Source organism: Roseibium sp., assembly GCF_025698965.1.
GTDB lineage: Bacteria > Pseudomonadota > Alphaproteobacteria > Rhizobiales > Stappiaceae > Roseibium.
The window spans coordinates 1-19,714 of sequence record NZ_JAILWL010000057.1 but is presented as its reverse complement, the minus strand read 5'-3'; the positions used below and the strand labels follow the sequence as shown (position 1 = coordinate 19,714).

Annotated in this window: 24 protein-coding genes; 1 reads left to right on the top strand and 23 read right to left on the bottom strand. The window is 49.9% G+C overall.

Annotation, left to right across the window (positions count from 1 at the left end; genetic code table 11):
* From K5905_RS06930 to K5905_RS06880, 11 genes are all read right to left on the bottom strand, one after another.
* Positions 1-1,060 (bottom strand): hypothetical protein (locus tag K5905_RS06930; RefSeq protein ID WP_297581818.1); only part of this gene is annotated, 1,060 nt, incomplete at its 3' end.
* Positions 1,057-1,542, bottom strand: a complete 486-nt coding sequence (locus tag K5905_RS06925; RefSeq protein WP_297581817.1) for a hypothetical protein — start codon at positions 1,540-1,542, stop codon at positions 1,057-1,059. The genes K5905_RS06930 and K5905_RS06925, both read right to left, overlap by 4 nt.
* 58 nt (positions 1,543-1,600) lie before the next feature.
* On the bottom strand, positions 1,601-1,735 hold the full coding sequence (locus K5905_RS06920; protein ID WP_297581815.1) for a hypothetical protein: 135 nt from the start codon (positions 1,733-1,735) through the stop codon (positions 1,601-1,603).
* Entirely contained in the window at positions 1,735-2,208 is a 474-nt protein-coding gene (locus K5905_RS06915) for a hypothetical protein (RefSeq protein WP_297581813.1), read from the bottom strand. The genes K5905_RS06920 and K5905_RS06915 overlap by 1 nt, the downstream gene beginning before the upstream one ends.
* 179 nt (positions 2,209-2,387) lie before the next feature.
* Entirely contained in the window at positions 2,388-2,870 is a 483-nt protein-coding gene (locus K5905_RS06910) for a hypothetical protein (RefSeq protein ID WP_297581811.1), read from the bottom strand.
* A 192-nt stretch (positions 2,871-3,062) separates the two neighbouring features.
* The gene (locus tag K5905_RS06905; RefSeq protein WP_297581809.1) at positions 3,063-3,536 is read right to left on the bottom strand and encodes a hypothetical protein; all 474 of its coding nucleotides are present in this window, start codon (positions 3,534-3,536) and stop codon (positions 3,063-3,065) included.
* 192 nt (positions 3,537-3,728) lie between these two features.
* Positions 3,729-4,202, bottom strand: a complete 474-nt coding sequence (locus tag K5905_RS06900; protein WP_297581806.1) for a hypothetical protein — start codon at positions 4,200-4,202, stop codon at positions 3,729-3,731.
* 428 nt (positions 4,203-4,630) lie between these two features.
* The gene (locus tag K5905_RS06895) at positions 4,631-5,668 is read right to left on the bottom strand and encodes a hypothetical protein (RefSeq protein ID WP_297581804.1); all 1,038 of its coding nucleotides are present in this window, start codon (positions 5,666-5,668) and stop codon (positions 4,631-4,633) included.
* A 356-nt stretch (positions 5,669-6,024) separates the two neighbouring features.
* Entirely contained in the window at positions 6,025-6,978 is a 954-nt protein-coding gene (locus K5905_RS06890; protein WP_297581801.1) for a hypothetical protein, read from the bottom strand.
* On the bottom strand, positions 6,971-7,498 hold the full coding sequence (locus tag K5905_RS06885; RefSeq protein ID WP_297581798.1) for a hypothetical protein: 528 nt from the start codon (positions 7,496-7,498) through the stop codon (positions 6,971-6,973). The genes K5905_RS06890 and K5905_RS06885 overlap by 8 nt, the downstream gene beginning before the upstream one ends.
* A gap of 312 nt (positions 7,499-7,810) precedes the next feature.
* Complete coding sequence (locus tag K5905_RS06880; RefSeq protein WP_297581795.1) at positions 7,811-8,470, bottom strand: hypothetical protein; 660 nt, start codon at positions 8,468-8,470, stop codon at positions 7,811-7,813.
* A gap of 190 nt (positions 8,471-8,660) precedes the next feature.
* Here K5905_RS06880 and K5905_RS06875 point away from each other — a divergent pair, with 190 nt between their 5' ends.
* Positions 8,661-9,020 carry a hypothetical protein gene (locus K5905_RS06875; RefSeq protein WP_297581792.1) on the top strand — a complete coding sequence of 120 codons (360 nt, stop codon included), beginning with the start codon at positions 8,661-8,663 and terminating at the stop codon, positions 9,018-9,020.
* Here K5905_RS06875 and K5905_RS06870 read toward each other — a convergent pair.
* From K5905_RS06870 to K5905_RS06815, 12 genes are all read right to left on the bottom strand, one after another.
* On the bottom strand, positions 9,017-9,148 hold the full coding sequence (locus tag K5905_RS06870) for a hypothetical protein (RefSeq protein ID WP_297581789.1): 132 nt from the start codon (positions 9,146-9,148) through the stop codon (positions 9,017-9,019). The genes K5905_RS06875 and K5905_RS06870 overlap by 4 nt on opposite strands.
* An 809-nt stretch (positions 9,149-9,957) precedes the next feature.
* A complete protein-coding gene (locus tag K5905_RS06865) occupies positions 9,958-10,620 on the bottom strand; it encodes a hypothetical protein (RefSeq protein WP_297581786.1) in 663 nt (220 codons plus the stop codon).
* 14 nt (positions 10,621-10,634) lie between these two features.
* Positions 10,635-11,081, bottom strand: a complete 447-nt coding sequence (locus K5905_RS06860) for a hypothetical protein (RefSeq protein ID WP_297581784.1) — start codon at positions 11,079-11,081, stop codon at positions 10,635-10,637.
* 105 nt (positions 11,082-11,186) lie between these two features.
* Positions 11,187-11,441: a hypothetical protein gene (locus K5905_RS06855; protein WP_297581782.1), complete on the bottom strand. Its 255-nt coding sequence runs from the start codon at positions 11,439-11,441 to the stop codon at positions 11,187-11,189.
* 1,179 nt (positions 11,442-12,620) lie between these two features.
* Positions 12,621-13,247: a hypothetical protein gene (locus tag K5905_RS06850; RefSeq protein ID WP_297581780.1), complete on the bottom strand. Its 627-nt coding sequence runs from the start codon at positions 13,245-13,247 to the stop codon at positions 12,621-12,623.
* A gap of 49 nt (positions 13,248-13,296) precedes the next feature.
* Positions 13,297-13,593: a hypothetical protein gene (locus K5905_RS06845; RefSeq protein ID WP_297581778.1), complete on the bottom strand. Its 297-nt coding sequence runs from the start codon at positions 13,591-13,593 to the stop codon at positions 13,297-13,299.
* Between the two features lie 28 nt (positions 13,594-13,621).
* Positions 13,622-14,125 (bottom strand): hypothetical protein, encoded by a 504-nt coding sequence (locus K5905_RS06840; RefSeq protein ID WP_297581776.1) that lies wholly within the window; start codon positions 14,123-14,125, stop codon positions 13,622-13,624.
* Positions 14,126-15,738: 1,613 nt separating this feature from the next.
* A complete protein-coding gene (locus K5905_RS06835; RefSeq protein WP_297581774.1) occupies positions 15,739-16,638 on the bottom strand; it encodes a hypothetical protein in 900 nt (299 codons plus the stop codon).
* A 215-nt stretch (positions 16,639-16,853) separates the two neighbouring features.
* Positions 16,854-17,249 (bottom strand): hypothetical protein, encoded by a 396-nt coding sequence (locus K5905_RS06830; protein ID WP_297581772.1) that lies wholly within the window; start codon positions 17,247-17,249, stop codon positions 16,854-16,856.
* Positions 17,250-17,452: 203 nt separating this feature from the next.
* Entirely contained in the window at positions 17,453-18,325 is an 873-nt protein-coding gene (locus K5905_RS06825) for a hypothetical protein (protein WP_297581770.1), read from the bottom strand.
* Between the two features lie 2 nt (positions 18,326-18,327).
* Positions 18,328-18,642, bottom strand: a complete 315-nt coding sequence (locus K5905_RS06820; protein ID WP_297581766.1) for a hypothetical protein — start codon at positions 18,640-18,642, stop codon at positions 18,328-18,330.
* On the bottom strand, positions 18,623-19,714 hold a 1,092-nt coding region (locus K5905_RS06815; RefSeq protein WP_297581765.1), incomplete at its 5' end, for a portal protein. The genes K5905_RS06815 and K5905_RS06820, both read right to left, overlap by 20 nt.

Sequence of the window (19,714 nt, the reverse complement as noted above, 5' to 3'; positions counted from 1 at the left end):
CGAAGACTTCTGAGTCTTCGACGGCATCGGCAATACCGGCCATCTTCTGGATGGTCTCGTTGTCCGGATAGGCCGCGCCGTAAAGCTGCGTCACCGCGACGATGTCATCGATATTGCCCAGAATATCCCAGGCTTTCTTGAGTGGCCCAATCGGTGTCAGGGAAACTGCCAGATCAATGCCTGCCTCCGACGCGAACCCCTTCAATCGCTCTTCGGTGAAATCAAGTCCAAGTGTCTTCGCAGCCTCCGGATAGGAAATGCCGCTTTCTTTGGCTTCCTGTGAAATTAGTTCAAGCAGCGCCACGGCTGTGACACCGGTAATAATCACCGGCGTTCCGAGATCGAACAGTCTTCGAGCTTTCTTTGAAGCTCGCATTCTCTCGCTCTTGCGGCCTTTCTGCTTTTCCTGGTCCCTGGGCCAGCGCGCATCTTCCTTGATTTTCTCTGCAGCTTCATAGCTTTCAGGCACTTGATAGCTGTGTTGTTCCAGCTTGTGGCTCGCACCGTATCCCCCAGAAAGCAAACCGGCCCTGAGTTCGGTAAATTGAGCCTCAGACAGCTCAACATCAGGATGTGTCATCAGCCAGCTCAGCGCGGACTTTATGCTGAGACGCTCAAAGGGAACTTTCTTTAACGGATGGCGTTTACCGACCCTGTTGTCGAGAAAGTCCTGATCCGCACTGATCACTTCAAAGTCGTATTCGTGAGCATGGTCAAGCATGAACTTGCGAGCCCCCATATTCCAAAGTTCCCTGTTATTGCCCTGGGTACCCGCTTTCCGAAGAGGATCGTACCTCTTTTGTTCTTGTCTTGAAGCACTATTTATTGGCACCGCATCCAGGACTTTGCCCTGATACCGTTTTTCTCTTAGCCAGTTTTCAAACGAAAATCGCTGATCTCGACTGATCTTCTTTACATCCTCATCGCCCGTGAAAGACTGATGAACATATAAAAACCTGTCGCCCCGCGCGACGATCGCATCCAGTGCTTTGAAACCACCAAATTTGAGAATTGTCCCAAGCTGTGCCTGGTCCAAGAGGATGACCTTTTTCCGGCTCATGCAAGGTCTCCTTCTTCACCAGCCGTGAGTATGAAAGCGTATCTTTTGAGCAAAAAAGCTTTGGTTTCGGGAGATTGAACTCCGGGAAGGTCCCCCCGAAGAATGTCGCTCGCCACATCGACTCCAGCCAATCCAAACGCCGCATAGACAGGAGGATAGCCTGCCTTCCAGCAGAACCAGGGCCAGAACTCGTTCATCATCACAACGGCGTCTTTAGGGTAGAGTTCCATTTCAGGGGCATCGTCTTCAAACGGACCGCTGGCATCCATCAATTTTTCCCACTCGGCGACCTCCTTCATGGCCGCAAGTGTGTCCTGATTTTCAAGAAGAACTTTTATAAAATGAAGAACCTGGGACACGGGTATCATGGGCTCCAGTTTGTTCACAAACTGATAAATATAGGCCACCCATTCGTCGTCCCAGCGAGACTCAAGGTCATTATACTCGTCCCGCCAACCGGTAATGTCTTCAATATCTGCCATTCGATTTGTCCTGAATTTCCCACCCAAAATGTTCATGAATTGTTCTAAAGATCAGGCACTATCGGCCTGCTCTAAAATCATCACTAAAGAAAATATAGTCTCCCCGCCTGTGAAGCGCTGACAGTCCATCAATCCCGGTTCGCCGCATGATCGTGAGGAGTTGCGACGCGTCGATGATTATGACTTTGTCCATCACCGTACCTCCTGCGGAAATGCGACAATCCAGGAGAATTCATCTCTCACGAACTGTTCTGCTTCGGGAGAGCGCAAAGACGGTAGGTCTCCATTCACCACATCAATAGCCAGTCTCTTACCGGCGCGGAGGGTCGACAAATCCAAGGCGATGTTTAGTTTCATGGCGTACCAGCGCCTGAATGCACCGAAGGTCTTATTGTCTTCAACCGGGCACAAGTCCCAGAAATGCTCGTCTTCCCGGCCAAAATCGGGATTGTCATCCAGATACTTGACCCATTTGGCTGACTTTTTCAGTGACTCTAAGATCTCTTCATGCCGAAAGAGCTCTTCCGCGAAACGCACCTCCTGTTCAAAAGTCAGCTTGGTCGCGTTCTCCCAGCCATACTCACCAAAAAAGGTTCGGCCTTCCTCGGTCGCCTCAAACGCTGCCAGCTCTTCCCGCCAGCCAGTGATATCGTCAAAATCTGCCATTAGATCTGTCCTGAATTCTTTATCAAAATGTTCATGAATTGTTCTAAAGATCAAGCGCTATCGACCTGCTCTAAAATCATCACTAAAGAAAAAATAATCTCCCCGCCTGTTAAGAGCAGACAGCCCATCAACCCCGGTTCGCCTCATGATCGTAAGGAGTTGCGACGCGTCAATGATTATCACTCGTTCCATTCCGGCTTCTCCGGCGAGAAGGTTACAAAACGCGAGAATTCCTCTTTTACGAACCGTTCTGCTTCGGGGGAGCGCAAGGACGGCAGATCTCCATTCACCACGTCGATTGCCAGTCTGTTACCTGCGCTAAATGTCGATATGCCCAACGCAATGTTCAGTTTCATAGCGTACCAGCGCCTGAATGCACTGACAGTCTTGTTGTCCTCAACCGGGCACCACTCCCAGAAGCGCTCGTCCTCTTGGCCAAAATCAGGGTTCTCATCCAGATACTTGACCCATTTGGCTGATATTTTCAGCGCCTCTAAGATCTCTTCATGCCGGAAGAGTTCTTCCGCATACCGCACCTCCTGTTCAAAAGTCAGCTTGGGGGCACTCATTCTATTTGTTTCAAAAAACTTTCGGCCTTCTTCGGTTGCCTTAAATGCCGTCAGCTCTTCCCGCCAGCCAGTGATATCGTCAAAATCTGCCATTAGATCTGTCCTGAATTCTTTATCAAAAATGTTCATGAATTGTTCTAAAGATCAGGCACTATCGGCCTGCTCTAAAATCATCACTAAAGAAAAAATAATCGCCGCGCCTGTGAAGCGCTGACAGCCCATCCACTCCTGAGCGCCGCATGATCGTGAGGAGTTGCGACGCGTCGATGATTATGACCTTTTCCATTATCGCGCCTCCTTCGGAAACGCGACAATCCAGGAGAATTCCTCTCTCACAAACTGTTCTGCTTCAGGGGAGCGCAGGGAGGGCAGGTCTCCATTCACAACTTCGACGGCTAAACTTTCACCAGCACTGAGTGTCGACGGGCCCAAAGCAATGTTCAGCTTCATGGCATACCAGCGCTGGAATGCACTGATAGTCTTGTTGTCCTCAACCGGGCACAAATCCCAGAAGCGCTCATCTTCCCGGCCAAATTCGGGATTGTCATCCAGATACTTAACAAACTTGGCCGACTTTTTCAGCGCCTCATAAATCTCTTCGTGCCGGAAAAGCTCTTCCGCATACCGCACCTCCTGTTCAAAGGTCAGCTTGGTCGTGTTCCCCCAGCCATATTCACCAAAAAAGAATCGTCCTTCTTCGGTTGCCTTAAACGCTTCCAGCTCTTCCCGCCAACCGGTGATATCGTCAAAATCTGCCATTAGATCTGTCCTGAATTCTTTACCAAAAATGTTCATGAATTGTTCTAAAGATCAAGCGCTATCGACCTGCTCTAAAATCATCACTAAAGAAAAAGTAATCTCCCCGCCTGTGAAGAGCTGACAGTCCATCAACCCCGGTTCGCCGCATGATCGTAAGGAGTTGCGACGCGTCAATGATTATCACTCGTTCCATTACGGCTTCTCCGGCGAGAACGTTACAAAACGCGAAAATTCCTCTCTCACGAACTGCTCCGCTTCGGGAGAGCGCAAAGACGGCAGGTCTCCATTCACCACGTCAATTGCCAATCTCTTACCGGCGCTGAAAGTAGAGGGGCCCAAAGCGATGTTCAGTTTCATAGCGTACCAGCGCCTGAATGCATCAACTTTCAAGTTATCCTCAACCGGGCACAAGTCCCAGAACCCCTCATCTTCCCGGCCAAAATCCGGGTTGTCGTCCAGAAATTTTACAAATTTGGCTGATTTCTTAAACGCCTCAAGGATCTCTTCGTGCCGAAAGAGTTCTTCCGCGAAACGCACCTCCTGTTCAAAAGTCAGCTTGGTCGCGGTCCCCCAGCCATACTCACCAAAAAAGGTTCGGCCTTCTTCGGTCGCCTCAAATGCTTCCAGCTCTTCCCGCCATCCGGTGATATCGTCAAAATCTGCCATCTTCCTGGCTCCAATTCGTTTTCCGCATCATGTTCACTAAATGTTCCAATTGCAACTTCTGATTTGTGCAAGGTCTCATTTTCTAAGTTGGCAAGAGAAACATCCATTTCCGCTCAAGGGCAGGCGCAATTTTCCAATGTTTTGCAATAAGGCCCGTTTTATCCGGGTTTTGACGAACCGTCGAGCATGTTCAGATGTCTGAACCTGTCGTTCCGACACAGCTTTTCTAAAATCGCTTGAAAATTATGCTCTTCGGCCCCAACCCGTATTGCGCGCCCAATTGCAATTTTCTCTTCTCATGTCCCCTCCCCGATTGGGAAGGGGACGAGAGATGCTTTGTTGCTTGTCGCTCAGTGCAACTCGGGAAAAGCGAACACGGTTTTCCTCGGGAACCGGGCAACAAACAACGCGTCCAGGTTTTACCGGTCCTAGATGTTCACCTTCAGGCACGCGAGCTTGACGTTCTTGCGGGTGTATTTGCGGTCCCAGTTTGCAGCGTTGCGCAGCTCGGCCAGGCTCGCGCCTTGAGCCTTGACCAGCGAAGCAACCGTGAAATCCATGCCCGCGGGATGGATCATCTCAAACCGCCGGGTTGTCAGATAATCCGCACCACCGCCGTCACCGATGTCCGGGTCCCGGGTGATTTCCGTCCCTTCGTTGCCGTAGATGGTTTCCCGGTTCGGCACTTCATCGATATGCATGAACGCACCCGGCGCAAACAGGAAACAGGAATATTCGTCCGAATTGGTGCCTGTCGCCACCGGCATCATTTCCGAATGCACGACCATCATGCCGGCATAATAAGGAACCTCAAACGGTGCTTCCGACGGTTTCTTGAATTCGATCTTTTCATCGTCCAGAAGCGTGCCATAAACGAAGCTGTGCATGGCAATCACGCGCAGGTCGTCCAGATTTTCACCCATGGTCAACCGGGCCCGATTGATCGCCTGATAGCTGATCCGGTTGGCTGCCGTCGGCGAACCGACATCGGAATAGATGGAATAGACCATGTCGCCGCCATCGTTTGCGACATTGTCGGCAACCACACCCTCGGCAGTCGCGATAATGCGCTCTTCCTTGCGTCGCCCCCAATAGGAGCCGATCCGTTCAGCAACGCGGTTCATGGCGCTGTCTCCACGACCCGTTGCCGCGTAACTTGCAACCGTCTTTGCGCCATACTTCTTGGCGAGACGATGCTTGTAGGCCTTCATGTCGCTGGCGGTAATCTTGCTGGTCGTGATCTTGTTGTCGCTGTCATCGATCACGGTTGGCTCGGCATCATCCAGATCCTCCCAGTAAGGCACCTCGATCTGATTGCCCCCGGCCTTGAAACGCTTGGCGATGTCCGGGGCGGGCGCGGCCAGAATGCCGGACTTTTCCAGCATGACCAGTTTCACCGGCTTGTTTTCCGCCATGTAAGGGGTGAAAACGCGCGGCACGACGATGTCTGAAATTTGAGACGTCATTGATTGTCCTGTTTTTGGAGTTTTTTCAAAAAAAATCCGGCCGCAAATGGGCCGGAGCAGCGGACGTTTCGTCCGTATTCGGCCGGCGTATCCCGTCGGAACACGCCGGAATGTGTTTTTCCCGTGGGAGAACCCGGCTTGACCATCGATCAAACCATCGCGTCAAATCTGACAGCGTTTCAGGAAACAAAATATGCATGCATCGCTTAGCGCGCGTCGCATTCTGGCGGCTTCCAAGCGGATCAGACCGATTTTTTCAGAGCTATAAATGCGGTCTCAACAAAGAAGACCTTCCTTGGAAGGAGGCGTCAATCTGAGCAGTTGTTCAGCATTCCCAATTGCAACCAGTCTCGAAGTTATTGGGCAACCTTCGTAAACCCGAACATCTCCGGATCGCGCCTTGCGGCAACAATTAATTGCCGTGCCCGCGCCGGATTATGCTCCAGCATTTGGGCCTGCTGCATGAGGTTGGGATTTTCTGGATCGAACGGGTTACCGGGTAAAGAACGGATGCGACCTGTCGGCGAAACTTTGCCGCCCTTTTCTCTGCCGGGCTTGCGGACAGGGCTTGAGCCAGAATGCTTTTGCAGGTTCTCCTTCAAGAAGGAAGGAGGTAAAATTTCTTGCGCATCGGGCATCAACGGTTTGTTGGACAGGGGAATCTCGGGCAGATCCGGCCGGCTAGGCTTTGACCTGGGAGAGGGAATTCTTTGGCGTCGACGCGAGCTTGATTCTTGTAGTCCGATTAGTGCCTTGTTGGCTTCTTGATGACTGTCAGCGGGCCGAGAATTGGCTTTCTTGTCTGTTAGGTCATCAGTAGGAGATCGCCCGAAGGAAGGAACATAGCTTTCTGGAATAATGCTTTGATAGACCTCCACCGGTAGTGTTGCATATCTTCCCGGTTTTCCCTGAACGGCCCGGTAATAGTCCGAAATCATCGAGGCCTGTGCTTCAATCGCCATCTTGTCGAAGGGAATACCTTTTCGCACTTCATCTGAATACTGGTAACTGTTACTTAGCGGCGACTTGAGCTTATCGTTAGAGTACGCGCCAAACATATGCCTCCCAAACGTCTGCTCCTGAACAAGATGCGCTCCTTCATGGATGAACCATTCGGGTGCGGTCTGGCTGAAATCATCCGAATAGGCGAGTTTACCGACCTTGATGTTGTTATTGCTCACCATCCCGAATTTAGATCGCACGAACCAATTTCCACGTTCGATCGTCGTTTGATGGAAGTAATCTCGCTCACCGTAAATCTTCGTCAGAATATCTATTTCGCCCTGTGTCAGATATCTTTTCTCACTCATTTATATTTGCTCTTTCTTTTATCTGGCAGGCCTGTTCAAAAAACTCCAAATTCTCCCTGAAATTCTCGTCCTTGCTGTACTCATCCAAGCTCTTGACATAGCCCTTGTTGAGGGCCATTTCGGCACAGTCAACTTTTACTTCTCCTGAAAAACACTTGGCGATTTCGTCCGCGGGTCCTTGCCCAAACAAATCCCTGGTTTCTGGCTGTTCCTGCATGCCCTCGAAGAACGGAGCAAATTCTTCCTCGAATTCGGAGTTTCTTTGAAACGAATGGATCAGAAGGAACGACACGAGTTTCAAGTATTGAAGACCCTCGCTCGGTTCGAAGTCCTTGTCCGCGTTCCAGATAACTGTTTGGGCGAACAGCCAAAACACAGGCCTGTTTTCGGGATCGATAACTGAGGTCCACTCCCGATAGCTTGGACAGTGTTTTTTCTCTTCTTCTTCTGAACCTTGAACGCTCGACATAGCACCTAGAAGCACCCCCAGTGCTATACAAACTGTCTTGGTAAATCTCATAATTGATTGATTTCCTTACCAGTATTTCCCAGGATTTTACTCGGTCAGATTTGGAAGATCTTATCCAACAATTAACGTGGCAATCTGATTTCGCTCCACAGGCAACTCATAGAGCCTTTCGATATGTAGAGAGCGCATGTATTCGAGAGTGCCCTGGTCAACGGGGGTACCAGGATTTCCGTCCCTGACCATGGGAACATTTCCGTTTCTCCTTTTAGGAAAATCCCCGCCCGGCAGTGTATTTCCACGCCGGTACAAATCAAATACAGCTTTGACTTCGTTCTCCGTCAAATTTGCCAAGTTCTGTCGCTCCTACTTCATACGCACATCACAAATAACTTTTTTCGGCCACCCATTTTTGAGCAGAAAGTCGTCTGGCTTAAAATCTTCACCTACTACTTCAAGAAGCTTTGGAAAGTTTCTTACGTCCACACCGAGATGGTTTGCATATGTCAGAAGTTGTTTCAGTCTTTTGTGCGAATAATACCCCTCGTCCGTATAGCTTGACACCTCCTCAAATCTATCTTGGTTCCTCTCCAGAAATAGTTTCAAAGAGTAAGCACTTCCCTCAATGATCGAAAATTCCAGATAGCGTTCGAGATAGACCCAATTCAACAATTGAAGCACAGATTTCTCGTTCGTTTCTCTGATCAATTCCATCGTGTTTCTTTCATTGTTTAAGTGAAAGGTCCCTTCAAGTATGGCAACCGCTTCACAAACAGGAACATTCTTATGTCCTTCGATTATCAACTGCGCAGCGAAGAACCTTGCCTGCATCGGACAAGCATCAAAATTCTCGATCGAGAAGTCGTAGGCCTCATCATATTTGCCAGCTGCCATAAGGCCTGTCGTTGTCTTGACGATATTCATGTTCTCAAGACATGCATTTGCTGCAGAACTTCCCATTCCAAGAAAAACGGAAAAAAATGCTGCGATCAGTGAATGCCGAAGTTTCCATGTGGGATGCTGCACTTCGAAGAACCTCCTTGGTCAACACTCTTCTTCACTTCCGAACCATTGCTCGGTTTGTCAATGCCGGATCAAATATGTTCACTATCTGTTCTGATATCAACTTTAAATTGCTGAAGACAATTGGTAAGGTGAGACATCGCCTTTCCAGTTTGCGCCAATTTCCGTTTCAACAACACGAGCAATATGGTCAATGTCAGTCTCTTTCAGAAAGATACTCTCTGCATCTCTTTGTTTCATAACGGTTTATTCCAATTCATCAGTAAAGATTGCTGCGGAAGAAGAATGCAAGAACATTCTCTATGCAAACGAAGACAACACGCTCGTGCTTTTCTTTCACAATGACAGCGACCGCCCCAATTTCACGATGGTCCGTGATGGCGACGGTCAAATCTGTGAAGGTATTATCTCTTTTGGTGCAGGTGGAGTTAGCTTCTACTGCTCTCCAGAAGTAAACGGCATCATGCGGTCTGCTTGGGGTATCGACGGCGTCGATCCAGACAAAACCTTCCATTTCATGGACGAGCTTGTCACCGAACAATGCGCTCGCTAGCGCGCTAGTGGTGACGTCAGAGTCGCCAACTTCAGCATTGTTTCCGGCGGCATTCCAATGCGTTTGGATTCTTCAAAAACAGCGTAGACGAGTTGGTGCTGTTCACTTTCGTCAAGTCGAATACTCATAGGTGCTTCTTTGCTAAAATTTCTAATTGGTGTGATTGTTGGAGCTTCAATCTCAACGGCTGCGGCGCAGGTTTACGTGACCTGCGGTCAGGGGCAGCTCAAGGGCTACACTGTTCAGGATTACGATCGTAACCAAGTATGCCGAGATCCAAAGGTCTACAATAACTTCAGAGGTCCAGAAAGTTACATCGTGTGCTAACTGAACCCCCGGTTTTCTCTATTTAAGAAAGCTATAGCGTTTCGGGAAACCGTTAAAACGATCAGAATCACATAACGCGTTGAAATCTTTGATTTCAGGCAGCGTTAGGTGATTCAAATTTTACCGACAACGCTTTAGCAGTTCGCTTTCATTGCGCGGTAAAAGTTTCCCCTCTAAACCCTGAACAGTTTGGGATCCCGCCCTGCGGCCATGATCATCTGACGCGCCCGTGCCAGGTTTCGCTCCAGAAGCTCGGACTGTTCCTTCAGATTGAGGCTGTCGCTTGCGAAGGGGTTGGCGCCGCTGCCACTAGTCAGACGGACAATTGGTCTACGTCAGGCAAGGCCAAACAGTTTCGGATCCCGCCCCTCCGCTAAAATCATACGTCGCGCCATGACTGGATTCCTCTCAATCATTTCGGCCTGAAGTTTGAGATTGGGTTTTTCCAAGTTGAACGGATTGGCGCTGTCTGAAAGAGCAGATTGCCGCAAGGTCTGACTTTTGCTTGGGGTGTTGTTTATGAATTCACCTTTGCCCTTAGAGGAGCTCGACCCCGGCTCATTCAACAGTGGTGCAAAAGTAGGCGGTAGGATACTGTTGGCACCAGGGATCATCGGCTTGTTGGAGAGCGGAACATCAGGCTTTTCAGCAAGCTTGGGCTTGGATCTTGGCACTGCAATTTTTTTCCAAGATCGGACTTGCTTTCGCGATGAAGAAACCGACCCACATCTGTTGACTTTCCACGCTCCGATTCCATCGAAACATAGTAGGAGTCATCCAACAAATCCGTGACAAAGCCTGGTACGGGTTTTTCAAATTTGTGCTTCGGGGAATTTAGCAATTCCTGTGGTGGAATTCCAAATGCTTTAAGAATTGTGCCAGCAAAACTGTTGCTGTTTTGTGTATCGATCTTGTAATGAAGATCGTTTTCGTTTACTCGCTCGATAACTCTCAGCGCGCGTAACTTAAACGTCTCGATTTCCTCTGGTGAACCGGAAACAATTGACACCTGATTTTGAACGAGAGGCCCCATTTGTGGAACGAAATCTAGATACCCCTTAATTGTATCAGTTCTATCCCAAGGCATTCCAATTGGTATTCGATTACCGCTTTTGTCGGTTGCAAGACCATTGATCTCCCAAATCTGGGCACCCGTTTCGTCGTGTGCGGTAATCACGATGTGAGACGCGACATCAAACAGTTTCAAATCGAAAATCTTGGCTGGTAATTTGAACTCGCCAATACGTATCGTATACTTTTTACTATCGTACATTATCCATTCCTAGCTCAAATCTTGTCGGTCCATCCGCGCTTTTCGCAATACCAATCAGGTTTATTAAGCAGCATGGCTTCCACGCCCTCTCTGCTCAAGCAAAGACCACCTTCTTGGCTTGTCCTCATACGGTAGCGGTACGGCAAAAGATCCGGATAACCCAGAAACCTGGCGGTTCGACGATCTCTCCATTCCTGATTGACTAAAAAATCCAAATCCTGAGCTTTGCCGCATCTTCTCATCACTTGAAAAAACACATCATAAAGTCCGGAAATCTTCTCAGCGCCTGAACCGGCCAGACCAGTCTTCAAATCGCTCTCAAGCTTTTCCATAACAGCACCGGGCTCACACGTTTCAACGGCTCCTATATCGTAATTGGCTATTGAAATGGATTTGTCTCCTGATGCGCAGGCTCCAAGATGCGCGACGATTATCAAGCTAAGTGTTCGCACAACGTTCACAATCTTTGCTCCGAAAACTAATCAATATCAGCAGTATGTTCACTATTCGTTCCAAATCAACCTCCAATTGATAAATCGTTGGAAGCAGGAGGCATCTTTATCCATTTAAACCCTGAACAGTTTCGGATCCCGCCCTGCGGCCATGATCATTTGGCGCGCCCGTGCCGGGTTTCGCTCCAGAAGCTCGGACTGTTCCTTCAGGTTGAGGCTGTCGCTTGCGAAGGGGTTTGCACCACTGCCGCCCTCAGTCAGCCCGGCAAGGCCATCCTCGGCAAAGGAATTGTCGTGAATGAAGGCCAGCAGTTTGACGGCCACCGGATCGGCCACCTGTTGCAGACCGTTCGCATCGGCTTTCGTCAACGCGCCCTTGTCGGCAAACCATCAGGTATCGCCACGTCCACACGCTTTCAGACGAGTGAGTAACCGGGTGGCGTCACCTAGCAAATTCCGCTGTGCCCCACCCTCCGCAAATCTCCCTCAGAATATCGAACTCACTTAGCCCAACCCCTGTTCCAGGTAAGCCAGATGTGGTTTCTGTCACCTGGAGCAAAGACAATTGCCCGAAAATTAAACAACATCGGTCTTTCTCAAAGAGTAATAATCATCCACTACAGAACAACAATTCATACGGAAAAACAACAAATAGAACATACTAGTGCCTGCTAATTATCATCTTTCGGTAAGCTCGTTCGATCCAGTCCTCTCACACCAATCCAGAAATAATTGCGTTGATCTTGATAAATACTCATGTTTCGCCAAACTTCCAAAGCTCGGGATATATCCTTTACGATACGCCAAATTCGCACAGTCTTCGTCAGTTTCCTCTAAAATGCACTCCGACAATTCAGACAGTATCTCTTCACTAAACCGGTCTTGTATCGCCTTACTTGAGGATAGACCCATAAAAATATCTCTTAGATAAGCTACATATTCGTGACGCTGGAAAGTATGAACAGTTAACAACCAGGCAACTCGCATAAGTTCATCGTCCTCAAGGGCGGGACGGTTTGACTCTGCGAGTACTCTATCCAGGCCTCTCTCACCCATATAGAAGAACATGGGCCGCGTCTGAGGATCGAGCGTTGACCCCCATTCCCTATCGTTTGGGCAAAGACGGACATCTTCAGATTCCGAGCTTTGAACACCTGACACTCCAGCTGCCAGAAGTCCAATAGCGACACAACCTGTCTTCATCAGATTCATAAAAATCATTGATCCTCGATCTAGAACCGCACGATAACACTAACAATACATTCGAATATTTCTATTATGTTCATGATACGTTCCAGTGTCAACTTTGAATTGAACCGTGCTTGCACCACCCCTATTACAAGTTTTGCGGGCTGAAGAAGACGAATAAGCATCGACCGGCGAACCTGCCCATAGCCGAAACAATTTCGAATCCCGCCCCGCGGCCTCGATCATCTACCATGCGCATTCCGGCCTCCTCCCCAATGGCAAGAACCTATTCAGGTTGAAGCCATCACTTGCGGAGGAATTGGTCTTGGTACTATTAATCTGACAGAAAGATGGTCTTAGTCAGGCAAATCCAAAAAGTTTCGGATCCCGCCCCTCGGCTAAAATCATACGCCGCGCCATGACAGGATTCCGCTCAATTATTTCGGACTGCTGCTTGAGATTGGGTTTTTGAAGGTTGAAAGGGTTTGCGCTAGCCGAATCTTGCTTTTGCGGTTTGCGTTTAGGCTTAGGGATAACCTTGCCCGGTTTAGCTCGGGGCACTGGTCGGCTAGCGTCACCGTTGTTTGGAGGAACTTTCGGTGATTTAGCTATGTCTGGCTTGTTACTCGGAACAACTGTTTCCCCAAATCTGAGGTACTTAGCGTAAATTGAGGCTTGCTCTCGCCAATGGTCTTTGGTCGCATCCGGGACCGGAGATTTTTCCTTTTTTACGCCGCCCCAACTTTCTGCAATGCGCTCCAACATTCCCTTTTCAGAAGAGCGAAATACAGCGTCAAAGAATTCGGGGCCTTCGCCATAGTACAACGCATATGCTTCATCGAATGTGATATCCAAACTTTGAACCATCTTTTCTATTGTCACATGATCTGGATTTGTGTCACTGGGAAGAATCTGATCGATAAGTAGTTCTTTCAAACCTCCTTCAAGTTTTTCGGAGATTTTCTTTTTCGTTTTATCGCTAACCATGTTTTGAGGTTTCCTTAACTCAATCATTTTTTGAGTGTGAGAGTGCGCTTTATAATCTAAACAACTTCGGATCCCGGCCAGCAGCTATGATCATTTGGCGCGCCCGTGCCGGGTTTCGCTCCAGAAGCTCGGACTGTTCCTTCAGATTGAGGCTGTCGCTTGCGAAGGGGTTTGCACCACTGCCGCCCTCAGTCAGCCCGGCAAGGCCATCCTCGGCAAAGGAATTGTCGTGAATGAAGGCCAGCAGTTTGACGGCCACCGGATCGGCCACCTGTTGCAGACCATTCGCATCGGCTTTCGTCAGCGCATGCTTGCCGGAAAACCATCCGGTGATGTCGAGATTCAATGCATTCAGATTGCCCTATGTCGTTCTGTCACGAAAACCCGAACACCTCCGGATCGCGCCTTGCGGCAACAATCAGCTGCCGCGCCCGCGCCGGATTACGCTCCAGCATTTCGGCCTGCTGCTTGAGGTTGGGATTTTTGATGCTGAAAGGGTTGGAGTGTTTTTGAACATCAGAGCCAGGTGATGCGCGATTGTCGCCAGTCTCCGTCTTAGAGGCCGGACCTATTCCAGCTGATTCTCGCTGAAATCTGTCCCGTGAGTTCGAAGACGGCGAAAAAAGTTCCGGCAACTCAGATTTCCGCATGCGAGGATACTGACCTTCTGATGCGCGACTAAGAGGCAATGCATTGCCGGAATAAGGATGTCCTGCGCGTGTAAATCTACCTCGAGACAGAAGGTCGCCACCACTTTTCAGGTGGCCAACGATATCATCGACAGGCGTTCCGCGAACAAGTGCACCATGGACCCTGTCAACGAACGGGTCACTGCTGGAAATGGACAGCTCTTTGAATGGAAACAATTCAAGAGACATTTCGGGATCGAGCTTAACGCGCCCCGACTCATAAATTTTTGACCCCATTCGGATATTTGGCGGGTTTCTTGGATTGTTCCACCAATCGCCGGAGTCGTCTAAATTGTGCCCCTTGCCATACTTCTTCCACCCATTGTACAAGCCCCCACCTGCCACGGCTGTTTCTGTGTCTACACCGGCAGCTCTAAGTGACAGACCGAAGTGAAACGAAGCAATGTCTCGAAACTCTTCAACAAATTCATTGCCCCTCCCCCCTGTCATTCCATTGTAACTTCTTTGAAGGTCTTCCGGCCCCTGCGCTCTGAACGCGCGAATTATCTCTTTGTATTTGTCCGGGTTAATTTTCAGGTGGTTTCGAAGCGGCCGTCCAAATGCAATCGAATCTTCGACGGAATAATTTGCAGGAGCGACATAAGGCGTTTTTGTTCTTGGGTTGATTATGAATTCGCCATTCGAGTCAACAAGGTGCTTGGCAAGTACCCTCCGACCCTTTCGATCACTGACATAAAAAGTTGGATTAGGCATTTAACACCACGCTCTAACGATGACAAATTCTCGAGTTACTCTCCGTAACTCAAACTCACAAATTCCGTTAACCAGATAAGAAAACTCACTCTGTTCAATTGTTGTCTTCATCTCTTGAATATCATCGGAAGCTGTATTCACAAGAATAGTCTCGTAATTATATGTAAACCAAGGAAGATCTCCCCATTGACTTACTAAAGGGATAGAAACTCCACTAGACACCAAACTCCTGATTCTGAATTGATCTATTACCTTTACTTCCAAGGGGGCAAGCTTCCAAGAAGCAAGCAGCGTTAGAAATAAGATCAGCGAAAGAACCCACTTTCGCTTAATAAGAAGCACCAAAATAGATAACATAGCAGCTAGAATTGAAATCAAAAACAATAGAAACACTGGGAAAATAAAATAATCATAATAGCTCAAATAGTTAATTATAGAAAAATACGAGAATATTAAAGTAAAAACTAGAAAGTATAGAAACTTCGCGACGATCTTTTTGTCAAAATTTTCTAAATTCATTTTCCAACCTTATTCCTACAACAGCAGTCCGAAGCTTTCGGTATCAAATTCCATTTTAGATCACCAACCGTAAAACCTGCAGTTTCATGTGTTACAATCAGGTCAAATTTGCAGATTTTCCTCAGATTGATCTTGTATTCTGAACAAATTAAGCCTCACGCTGGCCGCATGACCATCTGTTGCATCCTTGCCCGGGTCCTCCCCAGATGACTGGGCTGCTCCTTAAGGTTCAGTCCATCACTCGCAAATAGGTTGACGGCCCTGCCGCATCCGCTTTGGAGCTGGAAAAATTTAGGGTCCCAGCCGGGGCGGCAAGAATGCCGGAATGTGTTTTCCCGTGGGAGAACCCGGTTTGACCATTGATCAAACCATCGCGTCGGATCTGACCGCATTTAAGGAGAAAATGCACACTTGCATCGCTTGGCGCGCCGGAACCTGGCGGCCCCCAAGCGGCTCAGATAGATTTTTTCAGAGGTATGAATGCGGTCTCAACAAAGAAGACTTGCCTTAGAAGAGACATGTCAAACTGGTCAGTTGTTCAGCATTACCAAATGCAACCAATCACGAAGTTATTGGGCAACCTTCGTCAACCCGAACGCCTCCGGATCACGCCTTGCTGCAACAATCAACTGCCGCGCCCGCACCGGATTACGCTCCAGCATTTCGGCTTGCTGCTTGAGGTTGGGATTGCTCACATTGAAGGGATTATCGCTTTTCGAGAGGCTTCCTGTATGAGAAGCACCGTTATTTGGAACGTTTCCGGAATTGATTGGGGTCCAACCAAAAGTGCCCAACGCTTGCTTGGTTTTGCCTGAAGAACTCTTTTGCACGCTGGTATCATCCAATGTGCTGCTGTTAGTCTGCGTTGCTCCAGGCCCAGCAGACACACTTTCAAAAATAAGATAGTCCTCATATTTAAGTTTAAAATCATCTCCCCAAGCACCCTGCAATGTCTTTGCATTAGCAAGATCTGAAATCATGTCTGCCGCTAATTTTTTATCTTTTATATGCCTCTCGCGAATATTTCTGTCAGTCGCCCCCCAATCAACCTTGGCAGTTCTCAGCTGTTTCTGTGTCCGAGTTTGAGCTTGGCCCGCTTTTCCGGCAGGTTTATTGAAAAGGTCGTCAACGACATCTCGATGTTTTGAATAAGTCTCCGCCCCCCAAAGGACGGGTGGCATCTTCGAATAAAACTCAGGACGAAAGTCTCCTAAATTCACACTACCAGGCGACCAATGCGTTTTTCCCAGGCGCGGTGCATGACCGCCTGACCATTGTACAATTCGGTCGACCAAAGTGTTGCTGTTGTTCGACCCTGCGTTATATTTGGTCTTCTGTTCGGCAATCCCCTGGGCCATACCAGCCATATTGAAAAATGTTCTGGAAAGGTCCTCTCCCTCAAAAATCACTTCACGTGGAGCGTTAAGTGCAGCTTTCTCGTTTTTATTAGAAGAACGAAAGACACGCACTGACAAATGGCCAAAGCCAATAAGGTCATTTGGACCACTTGAAGCCAGTTCTTCGAATGGACTAAACCCATAATTCCTAGAACCCCGGCCATGGATTTGGAAAGTGGTACCCGTCCGAACGGGTGTAGAAGATAAATTTGTGATGTGCCTGGTTTCCAGTAATTCCGATGGGACTGTAGCCGATTTCAATCTTTTCCATTTTGTAAAATTCCTACCTATAAAAACCAGATAACAACACTGGCTTCCTCATATTCCAATTCCCCGTCCTCCAGTCTGAAGGTGATGGAAAGCTCCCTGTCCGGAAGTGGCAGCCTTGAAACGACACGCTTAAATGTGATCAAGGTGCAGTCACACGATCGGCCTTGATACACCCATGTTTCGCTTGAGGAATCAGCAACCACTTCAAAGGCGTCAAGAGCATCCTTGGGCAAGTGTCTCTTGACCACCCAGGAGACATCTTCGGGTGAATTCATCTCAAGAGGCATACGGTCCAAGTACGCAAGATAACCTGGCGACGGCAACATGCTCCCGAAGAAAAACCCAAGCGCATACCCAACGCCGAGTATCAAAAGCACGTAAATTGCTGTTCGTATCCTATGTAGTCTTTTCATATGACCTCATTCATCGCGACATTCAGAAATTGCTCGTGACCAGGGTCTTTTGCTGCTCACCCAGGAGCGACACTTTCCTTCAAATCCAATTCACCCTGAAGCTGCTGCGCCTATAAATTCTTGGCAATAAGGTTGCAGAACGGATGTGAAAGCTCTGAAAAACATGATTGCACCTGTTTTTGCAGATTATTCGCAAATTGATCTCAAACCCTGAACAGTTTCGGATCCCTTCCTGCCACCATGATCATCTGCCGTGCCCGCGCCGGTTTTTTCACCAGAAGCTCGGACTGTTCCTTCAGGTTGAGGCAGCCGCTTGCGAAGGGATCGGCGCCGCTGCTGCCCTCAGTCAGCCCGGCAAGGCCATCCTCGGCAAAGGAATTGTCGTGAATGAAGGCCAGCAGTTTGACGGCCACCGGATCGGCCACCTGTTGCAGACCGTTCGCATCGGCTTTCGTCAACGCGCCCTTGTCGGCAAACCAGCCGGTTATGTCGAGCCCGGTCGCTTTCAGATGGGTGAGCGCACGGTCGGCCTTGGCCACCACATTCTGATAGGCATCGCTCTCCGGCTCACCATATTCCCGGATCAGATCCCGGTGTGCGGTTTCCGCCGCCTCGGCCTGCTGCCGAGCCGCGCTCTGGGCACTCTCCTCGTGGGCGCCGAAATGCTCGGCCATCTTGCCGACCCACTTGTCGTGCAGCTGTTGCGCGGCAGACGGGTGAAGACCCGCCTCCTTGAACCAGCCGCTCGCTTCCGCTGCAAAGGCCTGATCATAGGGAAAGTTCTCAGGCAATGCCTCCGGCATATTGAATTGATAACCGTTCTTCGGCGTCCAGCTTTTTGAAATGTCCTGATAAAAGGCCGTTTTCTCGTCCGAGCTGGCAGCCTCATCGGGCAGCATCACCGCACCGGTCAACTGGTCCTGCAGCGCACGATAGCCGTCAAGGACACTGCCTGGGTCCTGCCAGCCGTTTTGTGTGGCAAGTGCCTTATGGTCGTCATTCAGGCCCGACAGGAAGTCGTTCCCGTTCGCTATAGGCTCCAGGTTTTCGTCACTGATGCCGAACTGGTCATCCATCATCAAAAGTCCTCTTCGTGCTCAAAGTCGGGAAGGGTTTCCAAACGGGCTGCCGCCTGAAGGGCGGCATGTTCTTCCGGCGGAATACGGATCATCGACAAAATGCGCGCATAAAGCGCCTTGCGTCCGTCCAGATAGCCGCTTTCCCGCGGCCCCAGCTCCACAGGTGGCGCCTGATAGATCCCGCATTCCGCGGCCAGGTCCGCCAGAACGGTTTCACCATCGGGACACAAAAAAACGGACCGATAGGCCCGCTCTATGACAGCTGCTCTGTCCCCGCGTCGCCGGGCGATACGTCTAAGGCAATGCCAGACCATCGAGACCTCCGTCCTCGCTCAGGGTTTTCAGAAGCGGCGCGCCGTCCTTGGCCATCCGCGCCATGCTTTCGCCTGCAGCCAGCTGCTGTTGCTGCTCGGCTTCAGCCGCCCTCTCCTGCCGCAGTTTTTCAACTTCTTCCGGTCGCCGTTTCAGCTTCGCCGGAAGACCGAGGGCACGCCGGGTCAGGTCGTATTCTTCCTCGCGGTCGTGCAGATCCATGATGGTCGGGTCGGAACCGGCGGCGATGCCCAGATACTCCTGGAAGCCCATGATGGCCTCGAAATGCCCGGCCTCGCGCATCTGGTCGATTGGCGCGGTCGGCACCAGCGTCACATCGCTGCCCGACACACTTTCAGGTGGAACCAAGGGAGACTCCGGCGCAAACGCGCCCCGGCGGCCGAGGATACCGACTTCCCTTTCGAACAGCGCCTCGTTGCCGGCCATGATGTTGGTGGAGAAAGGGCCGATCATGTCGGCCATTTCCTTACGTCGGATATTGGCTTCCGTTGCGGTCCGTCCGTTTCCTTCCAGCAGCGTCTGCCACAGGTCGCCGTATAGCCCGATCCGCAATTTCTCGCGAATATTCTCAATCTGTGCGTCCGCTGCACCGGGATTGACCGTATCGATCATCGGCCGGAACAACGGTCTGCCCTGCTCGTCGATCAGACCGGGATTGGTACGGCCCGGATTGAGGTCCAGCTGCCGTTCCTGGGCATGGGTGGCAATCGGCGGGCGCACCGCCTGGGAGCTGGCAATCAGGCCATCGCGCGCAAGGCTCTGCAGGCTTTTGATGTCACTCATCAGCTTGGCTTGTGGCGGTGAGCCGTAGGGAGACAGTCCGTCCCGGTCCCAGCGGCTGATCACCAGCGGATATTCGAAATAGCCGCCCTTCCGGCAGATATGTTTGCTGTCTTCTTCAAAATGGATGCTTTCATAGCGCGACTTGCGGATATCCGTCGCCTCCTCAAAGCCGCCATCGCGCAGAAAGCAGGCATGAACAAACGAATGCTCCGAATTCTTGCGTTTCGGGTCGTCAGCTTCTTCCCTGATCTTGTCAGAAACGTTGCCGCC